General features: G+C 69.3%; 14 protein-coding genes and 1 riboswitch. Of the genes, 9 read left to right on the top strand and 5 right to left on the bottom strand.

Annotation, left to right across the window (positions count from 1 at the left end; genetic code table 11):
- Positions 1 to 86: 86 nt before the first annotated feature.
- The 3 genes from ASF72_RS19780 to ASF72_RS19770 all read left to right on the top strand — a co-directional run bounded on the left by ASF72_RS19780 (position 87) and on the right by ASF72_RS19770 (position 1739).
- On the top strand, positions 87 to 413 hold the full coding sequence (locus ASF72_RS19780) for a rhodanese-like domain-containing protein (protein ID WP_050683706.1): 327 nt from the start codon (positions 87 to 89) through the stop codon (positions 411 to 413).
- Between the two features lie 60 nt (positions 414 to 473).
- Positions 474 to 1451, top strand: coding sequence for a prephenate dehydratase (gene pheA / locus ASF72_RS19775; protein ID WP_056601735.1), 978 nt, complete (start codon positions 474 to 476; stop codon positions 1449 to 1451).
- Positions 1452 to 1544: 93 nt separating this feature from the next.
- Positions 1545 to 1739, top strand: coding sequence for a hypothetical protein (locus ASF72_RS19770; protein ID WP_056601734.1), 195 nt, complete (start codon positions 1545 to 1547; stop codon positions 1737 to 1739).
- Positions 1740 to 1782: 43 nt separating this feature from the next.
- Here the strand turns inward: ASF72_RS19770 and ASF72_RS19765 are convergent, their stop codons facing one another.
- A complete protein-coding gene (locus tag ASF72_RS19765) occupies positions 1783 to 2847 on the bottom strand; it encodes a diacylglycerol/lipid kinase family protein (RefSeq protein ID WP_050683703.1) in 1065 nt (354 codons plus the stop codon).
- 89 nt (positions 2848 to 2936) lie between these two features.
- Here ASF72_RS19765 and serS point away from each other — a divergent pair, with 89 nt between their 5' ends.
- Positions 2937 to 4217: a serine--tRNA ligase gene (gene serS, locus ASF72_RS19760; protein ID WP_050683702.1), complete on the top strand. Its 1281-nt coding sequence runs from the start codon at positions 2937 to 2939 to the stop codon at positions 4215 to 4217.
- A gap of 10 nt (positions 4218 to 4227) precedes the next feature.
- On the opposite strand, the gene ASF72_RS19755 is transcribed toward serS, so the two are convergent.
- Positions 4228 to 4764: a GNAT family N-acetyltransferase gene (locus ASF72_RS19755; RefSeq protein ID WP_056601733.1), complete on the bottom strand. Its 537-nt coding sequence runs from the start codon at positions 4762 to 4764 to the stop codon at positions 4228 to 4230.
- 258 nt (positions 4765 to 5022) lie between these two features.
- Between ASF72_RS19755 and ASF72_RS19750 the strand changes: the two genes are divergently transcribed.
- Positions 5023 to 5457, top strand: a complete 435-nt coding sequence (locus ASF72_RS19750) for a hypothetical protein (protein ID WP_056601732.1) — start codon at positions 5023 to 5025, stop codon at positions 5455 to 5457.
- Positions 5458 to 5504: 47 nt separating this feature from the next.
- Here the strand turns inward: ASF72_RS19750 and ASF72_RS19745 are convergent, their stop codons facing one another.
- The gene (locus ASF72_RS19745; RefSeq protein ID WP_056601731.1) at positions 5505 to 6878 is read right to left on the bottom strand and encodes a PLP-dependent cysteine synthase family protein; all 1374 of its coding nucleotides are present in this window, start codon (positions 6876 to 6878) and stop codon (positions 5505 to 5507) included.
- Between the two features lie 202 nt (positions 6879 to 7080).
- Between ASF72_RS19745 and ASF72_RS19740 the strand changes: the two genes are divergently transcribed.
- A complete protein-coding gene (locus tag ASF72_RS19740; RefSeq protein ID WP_082484596.1) occupies positions 7081 to 8586 on the top strand; it encodes an MFS transporter in 1506 nt (501 codons plus the stop codon).
- Here the strand turns inward: ASF72_RS19740 and ASF72_RS19735 are convergent.
- Together ASF72_RS19735 and ASF72_RS20225 are read right to left on the bottom strand one after the other, a co-directional pair.
- Positions 8583 to 8969 (bottom strand): rhodanese-like domain-containing protein, encoded by a 387-nt coding sequence (locus tag ASF72_RS19735; protein WP_050683697.1) that lies wholly within the window; start codon positions 8967 to 8969, stop codon positions 8583 to 8585. The two genes, ASF72_RS19740 and ASF72_RS19735, sit on opposite strands and share 4 nt — an antisense overlap.
- Positions 8929 to 10074: an LLM class flavin-dependent oxidoreductase gene (locus tag ASF72_RS20225; protein ID WP_235504802.1), complete on the bottom strand. Its 1146-nt coding sequence runs from the start codon at positions 10072 to 10074 to the stop codon at positions 8929 to 8931. The genes ASF72_RS19735 and ASF72_RS20225 overlap by 41 nt, the downstream gene beginning before the upstream one ends.
- A 191-nt stretch (positions 10075 to 10265) precedes the next feature.
- A riboswitch (SAM riboswitch) is annotated at positions 10266 to 10374 on the top strand.
- A 39-nt stretch (positions 10375 to 10413) separates the two neighbouring features.
- Here ASF72_RS20225 and ASF72_RS19720 point away from each other — a divergent pair.
- Genes ASF72_RS19720 through ASF72_RS19710 form a run of 3 tightly spaced genes read left to right on the top strand, consistent with a single transcriptional unit; the run spans position 10414 to position 14580 of the window.
- Positions 10414 to 11511 (top strand): LLM class flavin-dependent oxidoreductase, encoded by a 1098-nt coding sequence (locus ASF72_RS19720; protein ID WP_050683695.1) that lies wholly within the window; start codon positions 10414 to 10416, stop codon positions 11509 to 11511.
- Between the two features lie 13 nt (positions 11512 to 11524).
- The gene (locus tag ASF72_RS19715) at positions 11525 to 12940 is read left to right on the top strand and encodes an NtaA/DmoA family FMN-dependent monooxygenase (RefSeq protein WP_050683694.1); all 1416 of its coding nucleotides are present in this window, start codon (positions 11525 to 11527) and stop codon (positions 12938 to 12940) included.
- A complete protein-coding gene (locus ASF72_RS19710; protein WP_056601725.1) occupies positions 12937 to 14580 on the top strand; it encodes an ABC transporter substrate-binding protein in 1644 nt (547 codons plus the stop codon). Before ASF72_RS19715 ends, ASF72_RS19710 begins: the two co-directional genes overlap by 4 nt.
- Positions 14581 to 14612: the final 32 nt, after the last annotated feature.

Genomic DNA, 14612 nt, shown 5'->3' with positions numbered 1-14612 from the left:
GCGTATCGCGGCCGGCAACGGGGCCGGCGGACGCCGGAAGCACTAGGCTTAATGGTGTCTTCCGATCTGCCACGACAGGACTTCCAATGAGCGACTTTGACACCGTCCCCGTCCATGACGTCCCCGCCGGCGCCGCAATCCTTGACGTCCGCGAAGACTACGAGTGGGTGGCCGGGCACGCCGACGGCGCCCGCCACATTCCGCTGGACCAGCTACCCGCGCGCCTCGATGAACTGGACCCTGATGAGGATCTCTACGTCATCTGCCGTACCGGCGGTCGTTCCTTCCGGGCGGCCCAGTGGCTGACCGGACAGGGCTACTCCGCCTTGAACGTTTCCGGCGGCATGGACCAGTGGCTGGAGGCCGGCAAGCCCCTGGTCTCGGACAACGGGCTCAAGCCGCTGGTGCTCTGAGCCCCCGGCCCTCCGGCCCGCGTCCGGGCAGCAACCAACCACCAGCCGAAGGGCATCACCATGCCGCCACCCGTCACGTACACGTTCCTGGGACCTGAGGGGACGTTCACCGAAGCGGCCCTCCTGCAGGTGCCGGATGCGGCCGGGGCCACCCGGATCCCCGCCTCGAACGTCAACGCTGCCCTGGACCTGGTCCGCCGGGGCACGGCGGACGCGGCCATGGTGCCCATCGAAAACTCCGTCGAGGGCGGCGTCACCGCAACCCTGGACGCGATCGCCGGCGGTGCGGAACTTCGCATCCTCCGTGAAGTCCTGGTGCCCATCAGCTTTGTGCTGGCCGTCCGTTCCGGCACACCAATGGCGGGCATCCGCAGCGTGGCCACCCACGGCCACGCCTGGGCGCAGTGCCGTGGCTGGCTGGAGCGGAATATTCCGGAAGCAGAATATGTCCCGGCATCCTCAACGGCAGCAGCCGCCGTCGGTCTGCTGGTGGCAGACTGCCCCTACCACGCTGCCATCTGCTCACCGCTGGTGGCGCAGGCACAGCCCGGCCTCGAGGTGCTCGCCACTGACATCGGCGATAATCCCGCGGCCGTGACCCGCTTTATCCTGGTGGGCAGGCCCGGCGCCCTGCCGCCCCCGTCAGGCGCCGACAAAACCACCGTGGTGGTGCCGCTGCCCGCGGACCGGCCGGGTGCCTTGATGGAGATCCTGGACCAGTTCGCCACCCGGGGCGTGAACCTGAGCCGGATCGAATCCAGGCCCACCGGACAGTACCTTGGGCACTACTTTTTCAGTATCGACGCGGACGGGCACGCCGCCGACGCCCGCATGGCGGATGCGTTGGCCGGGCTGCACCGCATCAGCCCCGCCACCCGGTTCCTGGGCTCCTACCCCCGGGCCGACGGACAGGCTGCGGTGGTGGAGCCGCACACGTCCGATGACGCCTTCGGCGCTGCGCAGGCCTGGGTCCAAGGCATTCTCCAACCGGCATCAACAGGACCGGAAAGCGGTTCCACCACTTCGCCCACAGCGTAGGTGAATACCGTTCCGAGTACTTCCTTAGGGCTCCGGCCGTGCGTAAGCTTGCTTGATCCACCGGGGAATGGCCCCGAATGAAGGGAGCGGGTCATGACTGCGAACAGCACCGATGACGGCCAGGGAATGATTGTGAACCCCAAGCCTGCAGCCGACAACCAGGACTGGGACGGAGACGATGCCGACCGCGCCGACCGCCTGCGCTTTGAAGAGGAACAGGCGATGATCCGTGAGCAGTCCGAGGCCAGGGCTGCCGCGAAAGCCGCCGCAGAGGCCGCAGGGGACTGACGCCCGCACGTTGCAGGTCCGCCGCATTCCGGCAGGTGCCGGTTCAGTGCCCCGCCGCGGGCCCTTTCACCCGGACCAGCAGGGACTGCGGTTTGACCTGGACAGTGAGCCGGGTGGCAAGCCCGGACGTGTCCCCATCCAGCTGCGTGGGCATGGGCTCGGGGCATTTAATGACAATCCGGCCGGACCGGTACACAGTCATGATGGGCAGCTTGCCGCTGTGCTTGAAGATGACCTTCAGGTACATCAGCAGCCAGCCCAGGGCGCTGCGGGGGCTCATCACCACCACGTCCAGCATCCCGTCGTCGATCATGGCCTGCGGGATGAAGTCGATGCCGCCGGGAACCAGGCCGCAGTTGGCGAACAGCACGCTGCGGATGTTCCGGACCTGTTCCGGGTTGCCGTCCAGTGATATGGAAACCTTCTTGCGCCGGCCCGGCAGGTGGCGCACCCCTGCTTCCGTGTACGCCAGCCAGCCCACCGCTTTTTTGAGGCCGTCGTTGGTGTCGGCCAGGACTTCGGCGTCCACGCCGATTCCGGCGATCACCAGGAACACGTGCTCCGAGGAATGCCCGGTCCGTGAGTTCTCGATCCCCATCCGGGCGGTATCGATGTAGCGTTGCCGGCCAAACAGGGCCGTGTGGACGTTGCTGTGCAGGTCGTGGACATCAAGGTCCACGTTCCGGGCCAGGAGGTTGCCGGTTCCCAGCGGGATCAGGCCCATGGCCACGCCGCTGTGCGCCAGCGATTCGGCGGCAACCCGCACGGTGCCGTCGCCGCCGCCCACCAGGACCACGTCCGGGCTGCCGGCCAGGGCCGCCTTCACCTGGGAATACCCCGGATCCTCGGCGGTGGTCTCGAAGAACACCGGCTCGTCCCAGCCGGCGGACAGGCAGGCGCGCTGGATGGTGGCCCTGGCCTCGCCGGCGCGGGCTTTGATGGGGTTCAGGATCACTGCCACGCGCTGCCGGGCCAGCCCGGACTCGTGCGCGTCGCCGCCCACGGCGCTGCGGATGTGCAGGGCCTTGAGCCGCCGCACCCCCCACCAGCTGGAGACGGCGAAGGCCAGCGCCGCCGCGCTCAGAAGGTACAGGATCCAGTCGCTCATGGTGCTTCAACAGTAGCCCGGCGGGCGCCGCACCCGCGCGCCCGCCCCGGCTGCCCGCCGTCGTGCGCTGGATTGGATACCCTTGGGGAGTGATCGACGTAAAAGACCTCAGCGAAAACCCGGACAAGTTCCGTGCCAGCCAGCGCGCCCGCGGCGCCGACGAATCAGTGGTGGACGCGATCATCGCCGCGGATTCGGACCGCAGGGCTGCGCTGATCCGCTACGAAAACCTCCGCGCCGAGCAGAACGTGTTCGGCAAGAAGGTGGCGCAGGCCAAGGGTGAGGAAAAGCAGGCGCTGCTTGCCGAGGTCCGCGAGCTGGCCAACTCGGTCAAGGCAGCCTCGGCGGAAGCCGACGCCGCGCAGGCCAAGCAGGAGGAACTGCTCCGCGCCGTCCCCAACGTTATTGAAGACGGCGTCCCCGAAGGCGGCGAGGACGACTTCGTGGTGGTCAAGACAGTGGGCGAGCCGCGGGAATTCGCCGGCTTCGAACCCCGCGACCATCTGGAAATCGGCGAGCTGATTGGCGCCATCGACATGGAGCGCGGCGCCAAAGTGTCCGGCTCCAGGTTCTACTTCCTCCGCGGCGTGGGCGCCCGGCTGGAAATGGCACTGCTGCAGATGGCCATGGAACAGGCCATCGACGCCGGTTTTGTCCCTATGATCACGCCCACCCTGGTGCGCCCCGAAACCATGCAGGGCACCGGCTTCGACGTCAAGCACGACGCCGAGATCTACCGTCTCGCCGAAGACGACCTTTACCTTGTGGGCACCTCCGAGGTGGCCCTGGCCGGCTACCACGCGGACGAAATCCTTGACTTCAGCGCCGGGCCCATCCGGTTCGCCGGGCAGAGTTCCTGCTACCGCCGTGAGGCGGGCTCGCACGGCAAGGACACCCGCGGCATCATCCGGGTGCACCAGTTCAACAAGGTGGAGATGTTTATCTACACCACCGTTGAGGAAGCCGCTGCCGAGCACCTGCGGCTGCTGGCCTGGGAAGAGGAGATGCTGGCCAAGTGCGAGCTGCCCTACCGCGTCATCGACACCGCAGCCGGTGACCTGGGCATGTCCGCGGCCCGGAAATTCGACTGCGAGGCCTGGGTTCCCACCCAGGGCGCCTACCGGGAGCTCACCTCCACCTCGAACTGCACCACGTTCCAGGCCCGCCGCCTCAACATCCGCGAACGCACCGTCAACGACGCCGGCGTGGCCAAGGGCACCAGGGCTGTCGCCACCCTGAACGGAACCCTGGCCACCACCCGCTGGATCGTGGCCATCCTGGAGCACCACCAGAACCCGGACGGCTCCGTCAACGTCCCCAAGGCGCTGCAGAAGTACCTGGGTGGGCTGGAAGTACTGCCCGTCCTGTAGCCAGGTGCGGTCAGCCGGCCAGGTCCAGCGTGTAGACCACCAGTTGCACCTTGGGCGCGGGCCGGGGCTTTTCCCGGTCCGGCCGGCGGATGAAGCCGAACTGCCGGTAGAGCTCCTGGGAGCCCAGGTTGTCCACGCCGGTGTCCAGGACCACGCCGCGGGCGCCGTTCCGGGCTGCGAGCTGCACCGAGTGTTCCAGCAGGAGCCGGCCCAGACCCTGGCGCCGTGCCTCCGGCAGGACCGCGAGCAGTCGAACCTCCGCCTCCCCTGGTTCAGCCTGTCGGGCCAGCGGTGATCCGTGCAGCAGTACCGTGATGGTGCCCACCAGCTTTCCCGTCCGCACGTCCTCGGCGACCAGCAGGGTGCCCGCATCTGCGCGTGCCTCCGCATCCACCAGCAGGTTCAGGCGCTCGCTGTCCGGCTGGTCCGCCGCCGGCAGGTGGTGGCCGAACCCGCGGTAGGTCAGCTCACCCACCGCTGCGTACTCGGATTCGCGGGCCCGCCTGACGATCAGCGGCTCAGTGGACGTGGTGGCGGTGGCGGTCATGGTGGCGCCCTCTCGTGTTCGGCCGGCCCCGCACCGGCTGCGCGGGTTCCCTGACCGACAGGCTAAGCATGCCGGCAGCCCGTGGTCATCCCGGGCCGCAACGGGGCGTCGCGCCTTGTCATCCAAGGAAACGGGAGGACATCTGTTGCGCCGCGCGTCGGCGGGTTGCGTCCGTGTTGGAAAGCCTCCTGCCCGGTGGTTGGCTGGTTGGAAAAGGCCCCGGGCCGCCGTCGGCCCCGCAATGAACAAGGAGACCGGATGGCCGGCACCCTCACCCACCGGATCACCAGGCTGTGCGGCGGCGAACTGGCAACCTTCCGGTCCCAGCTTGCCGCCCTGGCCCGGGAGGACATGTACAGCGGCGGCCTGGAGAGTGCCGTTACGGCGCTGCAGCGCAGGCCCGCCCTCCTGACGGAGGGTTCATCCGTCACCATTGTGGGTTTCGGAACCAAACCGGCGGCCGGTCCGCCCGTGCTGACCCTGTCCGTTTCGCTGCTGCTGGACTACCAGCGGTGGCCCCTGGATGTGTTCTGGGATGAGGCGCACGCCTGGGCGGACGCTGTGGCAGCCCCCGCCCTGGTCGTGGCGGGGATCAGTGCCCGGCACGAGGACGAAAACGGCATGGTGTTCCATTACCGGCTCAAGGCCGCATCCAGCGCAGTTCCTAAGCTTGTCCGCAGCTCAGGGACCTAAAGCCTGGGCTTTGCGGACAAGCTGACGAGACCTGGCCTGGCTTGACTTCAAGCCGGACGCAGCGCCGCGGCGGCGATCCGGCCATCCACCAGGACCGCGAGGAAACCCGGCGCTGCGTCCGGCCGGCGCCCCGGCGCCGGCTCCCCGGCACCCAGGGCCTGGTACGCCACTCCAGCCAAGGCGGCGTCTTCCGGGCTGCCGGAGCCGGCAGCCAGTTGCCGGAGGGACTCCGGCGTGACCACGGCACGGACCTCGCGGGGATGCACTGTGCCGTGCCGGGTTCCCCGGTCCAGGGCCAGGAACACCGGCGCCGTGGGTTCCAGGCCCAGTGCCGCTGCCGCCGCGATGGCTTCGCCAGCTGTCAGCGAGGCCGGGAGGATGGGCACGCCGGCCGGTTCGCGGCCCGCCAGAAGGCTCCGGACCGTTCCTGCCGGGTCCGGTGGTTCAAGGAAGCCCAGCCGGGTGAGCCAGCCGTCGTCGAAGCAGGTCGAAAGGTAGTTCCGGCCGGAATCGGGCAGGACCACCACGATGGTGTCATCCGCATCGAGGGTCCCGGCCAGCCGGAGCGCTGCGGCCAGGGCCAGGCCGCCGGTTGCCCCCGTCAGGAGCCCTTCCTCCCGGGCGGCGCGGCGGGCGGTGAAGATGGCTTCCCGGTCGCTGACCCGAACGTACTGGTCCACCACCGAAGTATCAAACGCTTCGGGCCAGATGTCTTCCGTGGAATCCGGGTGCAGCGCGTGGCCGGCACCTTCCACATACTTGAGGGCGCCGTCGCCACCGGCGTAGCGGGAGTGCTCCGGATCCGCGGCCACCACCCGGATCCGGCCGCTGCTGGCCTCCTTGAGGTGTCCACCCGTTCCGGACAGTGTGCCGCCGGTTCCCACGCTGGACACCAAATGGGTAACAGTGCCTTTGGTGTCCGCCCAGATTTCCGGCCCGGTGGATTCCCGGTGCGCTGCCGGGTTGGCAGGATTGTCGTACTGCTGCGCCAACCAGGCTCCCGGGGTGGCGGCAGCGAAGTCCGCGGCGCGGCTGGCCAGGTGGTCCGGGTGTCCGCGCGGCACAAAATCAGCCACCAGGTGGACCTCGGCACCGTATGCCCGGAGCAGGCTGATCTTTTCCGCCGCCGTGGCCGTCGGTGCGAAAATCACCGACCGGTAGCCCAGTTGCGCCGCCACCAGGCTCAGCCCGATGCCGGTGTTGCCGCTGGTCCCCTCCACCACTGTGCCTCCCGGCCGCAGGTGTCCGGCAGTTTCGGCAGCCCTGACCATCGACAACGCTGCCCGGTCCTTGACGCTGCCGCCGATGTTCTGGAACTCGAGCTTCGCGTAGATCCGCGGGCTGAGGCCGGCGCCGAGCCTGCGGAGGCGGAGCAGCGGTGTGCCGCCGATGGCGTCGAGGACTGATTCGTGAACGGTCATGGGGCCACGGTAGGGGGCAGCCGGCAGGGGCCCAAAGCTGCGTTTCCCCGGGTGTCGCAGGATGAGCCAATGCGTCCGGCAATGGCCCTGCAGCCGTCATAAATATGCCCTCCCAGGTCCGCTGATGTCACCTGCGGTCACTGGGATTCACGTTCCGACTCGAAATTCCGGAACGCCCGGAAACCCGCCATAGAGTCCGGACATGGCCCTCCGAATCCAGCAAAGACGTCAACCCAGCGGTGGCCGCAGCCAGGAAACCCCGCAGCGGCAGGTGCCGCCCCGGACTGTCCTGTGGCTGTGCCTGGGGGCCGGGTTCATCACGCTGCTGGACCAGTCGGTATTTGTCCTGGCAGTACCGGCCATGGCCGCCGGATTGCAGGCGGACGCCGGGCAGGTGCAGTGGATCCTGGCCAGTTATTCACTGGCGTTCGGGCTGGCGCTGGTACCGGCGGGCCGGCTGGGTGACCTTGTGGGCCGCCGCACCCTGTTCGTGGCAGGGCTCAGCGTCTTTGGCGCGTTCAGCCTGCTGGGCGGCCTGGCCACCGACCCGACCGTGGTCATTGGGGCACGGCTCCTGCAGGGCCTCGGTGCAGGGGCCCTCAACCCACAGGTCCTGGGCCTGCTGCAGGATGTCCATGCCGGTGCCGGCCGGGCCAAAGCCTTGGGGTACTACGCGGCGGCGGGCGGAACGGCTGCCGTGTGCGGTCCGCTGATTGGGGGCGTGATCCTCTCCGTGGGCAGCCAGGAAGGGAGCTGGCGGTTGCTGTTCCTGGTCAACGTTCCGCTGGTCCTGGTCCTGGTTCCGCTGGCCCTGGTGTTCCTCCCGCGCCGGTCCCGGTCGCCGGCGGTGCCCGGCCAACGCCGGCCCACCATCGATGCAGTAGGCGCGCTGCTCCTGGGTGCCGTGGTGCTGGCCTCGCTGGTGCCCACCATCCAGGGCCCGGGTCCGGAAACGCCCATCTGGCTGGGGAGCGGCGCCGTGGCGCTGGCCGTGTTTGCCGGCTGGGAGGTCCTGTACCACCGGCGCGGCCGGACCCCGCTGCTGGTCCCGGCACTGGTCCGCTCGCCCGGCTACGTCCTTGGCACCGTGGTTGCCTTGTGCCAGTTTGGCGTGGGCGCGGCCATGGCCGCGGTCACCGCGTTCTACTTCCTTGCCGGCACCGGCCTGCCGCCGTTGGGGGCCGCCGCGATCCTGGCGCCGCAGGCCGCAGGGATGCTGCTGGCCTCCAGCTTCAGCTGGCGGTTCCTGGGCCGCTACGGGCGGGGCGGTGTCGTCTGGGCGCTGGTGGCCGGCCTGGCCTGCCTGCCCGGCAAGGACTTGGCCGTCCAGTACCTGGACAGCGGAGCCGCTGCGATGGCGGTGGCCGCCGTCGGGCTCCTGCAGGGGCTAGCCGTGGGTCTGGTGGTGGCCCCCAACCAGACCCTGACACTGGCCCAGGCCCCGCCCGGTGCCACGGGGGTGGCCGCGGGCTTTTACCAACTCAGCCAACGGTTCACGGCGGCGCTGTGTTCAGCGGCCGCCGCTGGCATGTTCCTCACCGCCGGCGCGGACCCCCGCCGGGCCTTCCACCAGGGTGTGGTGCTCTGCTCGGTGCTGCTGGGCGTCGCTGTGCTGGCCGGCAGTGCGGACTGGCTCCGCACAGCCGCTGTCGCCGGGCGGCAGGCCACCCGCCGGCAGCCTTCGAAGCGCCGGCGGGCCGGTCCTTAAGCGGCCGGGCTCTGGGCGCCCGGGTCCGTGGGGCCTGTGGTGGGCACCCCGGCCTCCCGCAATGCCGGGAAGCCGCCGTCCACATGGACGGCGTTGGCGTAGCCCAGCACCTTCAGCTTCTCGGCTACAGGGCGGGAGCCGTTGACGGAGCCGCAAAACACCACTATGTTCCGGCCCGCGGCTTCCACTTCGGGCAACAGTTCGGGGGAGTCGGGGCCGAAGTCCTGGTCCACCCGCTCCCGGTTGACCACCAGCGCCCCGGGGATCGCCCCGGTGCTGTTCCGGCCGGCGTCACTGCGGACGTCAACCAGCAGGGCCCCTTCGGCGATGAGGCGGGCGGCGTCAGCGGCGCTGACCAGTTGGGTGTCGGTTTCGGTGCTCATGGTTCTCCTTTGAGGATGGGTTGGTTGGACCGGGGTCTAGCCGCGGGCCCAGGCGTCGGCAAGCAGCCCGTAGGATGCCACCCGCTCCGCCTGCCCGTGGGCGATGGTGGTGATCAGGAGCTCCTGGGCGCCCGTGGCCCGCTGCAGCGCCCTCAGGTGGGCGGTGACCGTCCCGGGGGCGCCCACGAACCGTGTTTCCACGCGGTCCCGGACCAGCTCCGGGGAGCCCACCGCGGCGTCCAGCCGGCCGCCGGGCGTCCTGTTCGCGTTCGGCCACCAGCACGTCCGCGGATACCGTGACGTACGGTTCCGGCACCGCCGCCGAGGGCCGGAAGTGGGCCCGGTATTCGGCCACCGACTCCAGTACCGTGGCCGGCGACACGTGGTAATTCGCGCCGAACCGCAGGCCCAGCTTCCCGGCAAGCCGGGCGCTGGGCCCCGCCGTGGAACCGTGGAGCCAGAACTGCGGGGCATGTCCCAGGGCAGGTGTCACCGTGATCCCCTCGCCGTGCCGGGTGCGGTAGCCGCCGTCGAAAAAGCCGATGACGTCCTGCACGTCGCTCTCGAAGTTGTCCGCATCCCCGGGCTCCCGGCCCAGGAGCTCGGCCTGGAGCCGGAACTTCCGGGGCAGCACGGAACTGAACGGCTGCCGTTTGGCGGGGACCACCAGGCCCGCCACCACCCGGCCCGCGTCCTCCGGCGCGGGTTCGCCGGCAGTCCGGAGGTCTTCCCCGCCGGTGCTTGCCGGCGGGGAAGCGGGTTGGCCGGAGCGGCCAAATCCCAGATCGATCCGGTCCGGGAACACTGCCGCCAGGGTTCCGACGTTTTCGGCTACCTGCAGCGGCCGGTAGTTGCCCAGGATGGTGGCAGCCGTCCCCACCCGGATGGTCCGGGTGGCGGCAGCAACCAGGGCGGACAGCACATGCGGGGCGGAACCCGCGACGCCGGGATTGAGATGGTGCTCGGCCAGCCAATAGCGGTGGTAGCCGAGGTCCTCGGCAGCGACGGCCAGCTCCACGCTGTTGCGCAGCGCCTGCCCGGCGTCCACCCCCGCCGGGATGGGGCTCAGATCGAGAACTGACAGCAGGGCATCCGTTGGGCTCATGACTTGACCCTACGGACGCCGGCTCCGGCGCCCAAAGCGCCATGTCACCGGACTCAACGGTGCGCAACAGGCCGTCACAGGCGCCGCCAGATGACGGTTTAAGCCGTCGCTTGACGTGGCGTTTCGCGCGTTGACCTCGTGCGACAACGGCGGTTGCGGGGGTCATTCGGGGATCGTACATTCGAGCCATAGGTCAAGAGTCAGCACGCCAAGGACCGGCTCGTGCTGCGGCAACCCTCAGGCATTTAGTGGCGGGGTGCTCCGGAAACAGACCTGGCCGCACTGCGGCAAGTGAAATGTCGTCCCGGCCGCACCAGCGGCCCCTGAAAGAGGAAAGCCATGCCTTCACTACCAGTACCCGAAAACCGTCCCAACGTGGTGGCCGTTGAGCTCGACGGCGACGGGGCGCACCCCGCCGCGTGGCGCCACGCCCACCACCTTCCGGACGGACTGCTGGGCGGTGCCCGCATCAGCGGCACCGTCCAGGCCGCAGACATCGCCGGCTTCCACCTGGCCACCTTCCGCGATTCCCGCGTGGTGGATGCCGGCACGGCCGGGATTCCCGGCCGGATCGATGCCGTGCAACGGGCCGCCTTCGCTGCCCCCATCACCGGCTCGATCGGCCTGGTACCCGAGGTGGACACCCTCTACACCGAGCCATTCCACGTCGCCACCCAGCTGGCCAGCCTCGACTACGCCTCCCAGGGCAGGGCGGGCTGGCTGGTCAGCGCGGCCAACGCGCCCGAAGAAGCCCGCGCCGTGGGCCGTGAGCAGCTGGCCGCCGCCGCAGCGCCCCTCGAAGCCGCGGACGCCGTGGAAGCCGGCCGCCGGCTCTGGGATTCCTGGGAGGACGACGCCGTCATCCGCGACGCCTCCACCGGTCGCTACCTGGACCGCGACAAACTGCACTACGCCGACTTCGAAGGGGAGCGCTTCGCCGTCAAGGGCCCGGCGATCATTCCCCGGCCATTGCAGGGGCAGTTGGTGGTCATCGCTCCGGCGGCGCTGCTCTCCACCGTGGAAGCCGACGTGGCACTCGCTTCAGCCGCCACCGTTGACGGGCTCGCCGCAGCAGCCTCAGCGGCGGCCGCCACCGGCGTTCCCCGGACCCTCGTGGAGCTCGACGTGATCCTCGACGCCCGCGGCCAAACGGCCGCGGAACGGCTCGCGGAGCTGGACCGCCACGAGCCGTGGACCGGCGGCGCCCGGTACGTGGGCAGCCCCGCCGGCCTCGTGTCCCTGCTGGCCCGGCTCTTCGATGCCGCGGACGGCGTCCGGCTGCATCCCGCCGTCGTGGACGTCGACCTGCCGGAACTGGCGCTCAACGTCCTGCCCGCGTTGCGCGCCGCCGGCCTGGTCAGCGCGCCCGCCGCCGGCACCACGCTGCGCCGGTCCTTCGGCCTTCCCCGCCCCGCCAACCGCTACGCCGCGGCCTGAAAGAGAGCATCCCATGACCACGCACCGTCCCACCGGCAACGGCCGGATCCAGTTCGGCGTCTTCTTCCAGGGCGTCAACCACACCACCGTCTGGAAAGCCCCGGACAGCGGCTCCCAGACCGACTTTGAATCCTTCCGCCGCGTGGCCCAGACCGCCGAACGCGGGCTGTTCTCAGCCTTCTTCCTGGGCGAAGGACTGCGGCTCCGTGAACACCTGGGCCGGATCCACGACCTGGACGTGGTGGGCCGCCCGGACGCGCAGACCGCCCTGGCGGCACTCGCCGCCGTCACCACCAACATCGGCCTGGTGGCCACCCAAAACACCACCTACAACGATCCCGCGGACCTGGCCCACCGGCTGGCCAGCCTCGACCTGCTCTCCGGCGGCCGCGCTGCCTGGAACATCGTCACCACGGACAATGCCTGGACCGGCGCCAACTTCCGCCGCGGCGGGTTCCTCAAGCACGAGGACCGCTACGTCCGGGCCGAAGCCTTTGTCCAGACCGCCAAAGCGATCTGGGACTCCTGGGCCGACGGCGCAATCGCCGGGTCCCGGAGCGACGGGCGCTGGCTTCGGCAAGGAAGCATCACCCCGGTGCGCCGGAACGACGCAAGCTTCGACGTGGACATCACGGGACGGCTGCCGCGGTCCGCCCAGCACCACCCCGTCCTCTTCCAGGCGGGGGATTCACCCGACGGCCGCGACTTCGCTGTCCGCAACGCCGACGTTATCTTCTCCCGGCACGCGGAACTCGAGGATGCGAAGGTGTTCCGGGCGGACATCGTGGCCCGCACACTAAAGGCCGGCCGCCCCGCGGATGACGTCAAAATCTTCCCGGGCCAGGAATTCATCCTGGCCGCCACAGAAAAGGAGGCCGCGGAGAAGGAACACTGGGTCCGGGAGCAGCAGGTAGGCCCGGAGACGGCAATCGCCTACCTGGAACAGTTCTGGGGCCGGACCCTGGACGGGTATGACCCCGACGGGCCGCTGCCTGAGATCGACCCCGTAGTGGACGTCACGAACCCCACCCGCGGAAACGCCTTCCACGGCAAAAGCGCAAGGGAACTCGCTGGCCAGTGGCGGGACGAGGCCCGCGGGAAGGGCCAGTCCATCCGCCAGTTCGTTGCTGCCCGGTCACGCCTGAACGGCCGCGGCCTGGTGGGCTCCTACGACGGCGTCGCCGACCTGCTGGCTGAATACGCCAGGACCGGAGCGGTGGATGGATTCAACATCACCCCCTGGCTTGTCCCCGGCGGGTTGGACGACATTGTCAACGAACTCGTCCCGCGCCTGCAGGACCGCGGCGTCTACCGGACCGAATACGAAGGCACCACCCTCCGCGAAAACCTGGGACTCCGGGTCCCCTCATCACACCGGCGCGGCACCCTGTCCGCGGCCGGCCGCCAGGAAAGCGAAAACGTCGCATGAACCCCTTCAACCCCGCTGGAACCACCGCCAATCGCCCCACCAGCAGGCCCGCCGTCGTGGGCGGCCTCCTCGCTGCGGCCCTCCTCTTGTCCGCCTGCGGCGGGACGGCCGGCGCCGGCACCGAACCGGCCGCCGATGCCACCCCTGTTTCCGGCGGAAACCTTAACTTCGCCCTTTCTGTGGACCGCGGCTGCATTGACCCGCAACAGGCGGGCAACAACGACGCCATCGCCGTGGCCCGGCAGACAGTTGCCTCGCTGACGTCGCAGGACCCGAAAACAGGGGAGATCGTGCCGTGGCTGGCCGAAAAGTTCGAGGCCAACGCCGACGCCACCAGCTTCACCTTCACCCTCCGGGACGGGGCCACGTTTGCCGACGGAGCCGCCATCGACGCGGCGTCCGTGAAGACCAACTTCGAGGCCATCAAGGCCCTCGGCGCGAAGGCCACCCTGGGTTCGACCTACCTCAGCGACGTCAGCGCCATCACGGTGCCGGACGCCAAAACCGTGGTGGTGGACTTCTCCAAGCCCAACGCCCAGTTCCTGCAGGCCACGTCCACGTTCACCCTGGGCCTGCTCTCCCCGGCGGCCGCCGCCCTGTCCGAAGCGGACCGCTGCGCCGGTAAATTCTCCGGTTCCGGACCGTTCAGCGTCCGCAGCTACACCGTGGATAAGGAAGCAGTCCTGGAACGCCGGCCCGGCTACTCCTGGCCTGCAGCCACCAACACCAACAAGGGCGAGGCGTACCTGGACACTGTCACGTTCAAGATCATCCCCGAGGCCGGGAACCGTACCGGGTCCCTGCAGTCCGGCCAGATCGACGCCACCGCGGCCATCTCCGCCGCGGACGTTGCCCTGTTCAACGGCAACGGCTTCAGCACCGAAACCCGCGCCAACCCCGGGGTGGTCTACAACCTCTACCCCAACGAGTCCAGCCCCAAGCTCAAGGACACCGCCGTCCGGCAGGCCATTTCCAAGGCCATCAACCGGGAGGAAATCACCAGCACCCTGCTGACCGATGCCGACCAGCCGGCCAAGGGCGTCCTGTCCCACACCACGCCGTACTTCACGGACCTCAGCCCGCTGCTGGCCCATGATCCCGACGGCGCCAGGAAACTTTTGGACGCCGCCGGCTGGAAGGAAGGCCCGGACGGTGTCCGGGAAAAGGAGGGCGAAAAGCTCTCCTTCCAGGTCACCTACTGGCAGTCGCCCAAGGAAGTCCTGGAACTGGTGCAGCAGCAGCTCAAGGCCGTGGGGGTGGACCTGCAGCTGAAATTCACCACCATCGCGGATGTCACGGCCGCCCAGGCGGACAAGACCTATGACTTCTCCTACGGCAACCTGACCCGCAGTGATCCGGACGTGCTGCGGACAGTGTTCTCCTCCGCCACCGCCCGCGGCGGCAGCAACCTGAGGGAACAGCTTCCGGTGGACGACACCCTGGGCGAACAGGCAGCAGCCCTGGACCAGGCCGCCCGGCAGAAGCTGGTGGACCAGGCCCAGGAAACGCTGATCAAGGACGCCCACTCCATCCCGCTGTACGAGCTCTCCACCACCATCTCGGCCAGCGAAAAAGTGCACGGCCTGACCTTCGAGGCGTCCAGCCGGCTGGACTTCTACGACACCTGGCTCAGCAACTAGGCAGCAGCGGCGGCCGGCCCCTCACAGGCCAG

It is taken from the genome of Arthrobacter sp. Leaf141 (assembly GCF_001424565.1).
GTDB lineage: Bacteria > Actinomycetota > Actinomycetes > Actinomycetales > Micrococcaceae > Arthrobacter.
This window is presented reverse-complemented; position numbering and strand designations above follow the sequence as displayed.

What these genes read in the sequence shown, in the direction of transcription:
- ASF72_RS19780 (WP_050683706.1), top strand. Translation starts at nt 87, where the DNA reads ATGAGCGACTTTGACACCGTCCCCGTCCATGACGTCCCCGCCGGCGCC.
- pheA (WP_056601735.1), top strand. Translation starts at nt 474, where the DNA reads ATGCCGCCACCCGTCACGTACACGTTCCTGGGACCTGAGGGGACGTTC.
- ASF72_RS19770 (WP_056601734.1), top strand. Translation starts at nt 1,545, where the DNA reads ATGACTGCGAACAGCACCGATGACGGCCAGGGAATGATTGTGAACCCC.
- ASF72_RS19765 (WP_050683703.1), bottom strand. Translation starts at nt 2,847, where the DNA reads ATGAGCGACTGGATCCTGTACCTTCTGAGCGCGGCGGCGCTGGCCTTC.
- ASF72_RS19755 (WP_056601733.1), bottom strand. Translation starts at nt 4,764, where the DNA reads ATGACCGCCACCGCCACCACGTCCACTGAGCCGCTGATCGTCAGGCGG.
- ASF72_RS19750 (WP_056601732.1), top strand. Translation starts at nt 5,023, where the DNA reads ATGGCCGGCACCCTCACCCACCGGATCACCAGGCTGTGCGGCGGCGAA.
- ASF72_RS19745 (WP_056601731.1), bottom strand. Translation starts at nt 6,878, where the DNA reads ATGACCGTTCACGAATCAGTCCTCGACGCCATCGGCGGCACACCGCTG.
- ASF72_RS19740 (WP_082484596.1), top strand. Translation starts at nt 7,081, where the DNA reads ATGGCCCTCCGAATCCAGCAAAGACGTCAACCCAGCGGTGGCCGCAGC.
- ASF72_RS19735 (WP_050683697.1), bottom strand. Translation starts at nt 8,969, where the DNA reads ATGAGCACCGAAACCGACACCCAACTGGTCAGCGCCGCTGACGCCGCC.
- ASF72_RS20225 (WP_235504802.1), bottom strand. Translation starts at nt 10,074, where the DNA reads ATGAGCCCAACGGATGCCCTGCTGTCAGTTCTCGATCTGAGCCCCATC.
- ASF72_RS19720 (WP_050683695.1), top strand. Translation starts at nt 10,414, where the DNA reads ATGCCTTCACTACCAGTACCCGAAAACCGTCCCAACGTGGTGGCCGTT.
- ASF72_RS19715 (WP_050683694.1), top strand. Translation starts at nt 11,525, where the DNA reads ATGACCACGCACCGTCCCACCGGCAACGGCCGGATCCAGTTCGGCGTC.
- ASF72_RS19710 (WP_056601725.1), top strand. Translation starts at nt 12,937, where the DNA reads ATGAACCCCTTCAACCCCGCTGGAACCACCGCCAATCGCCCCACCAGC.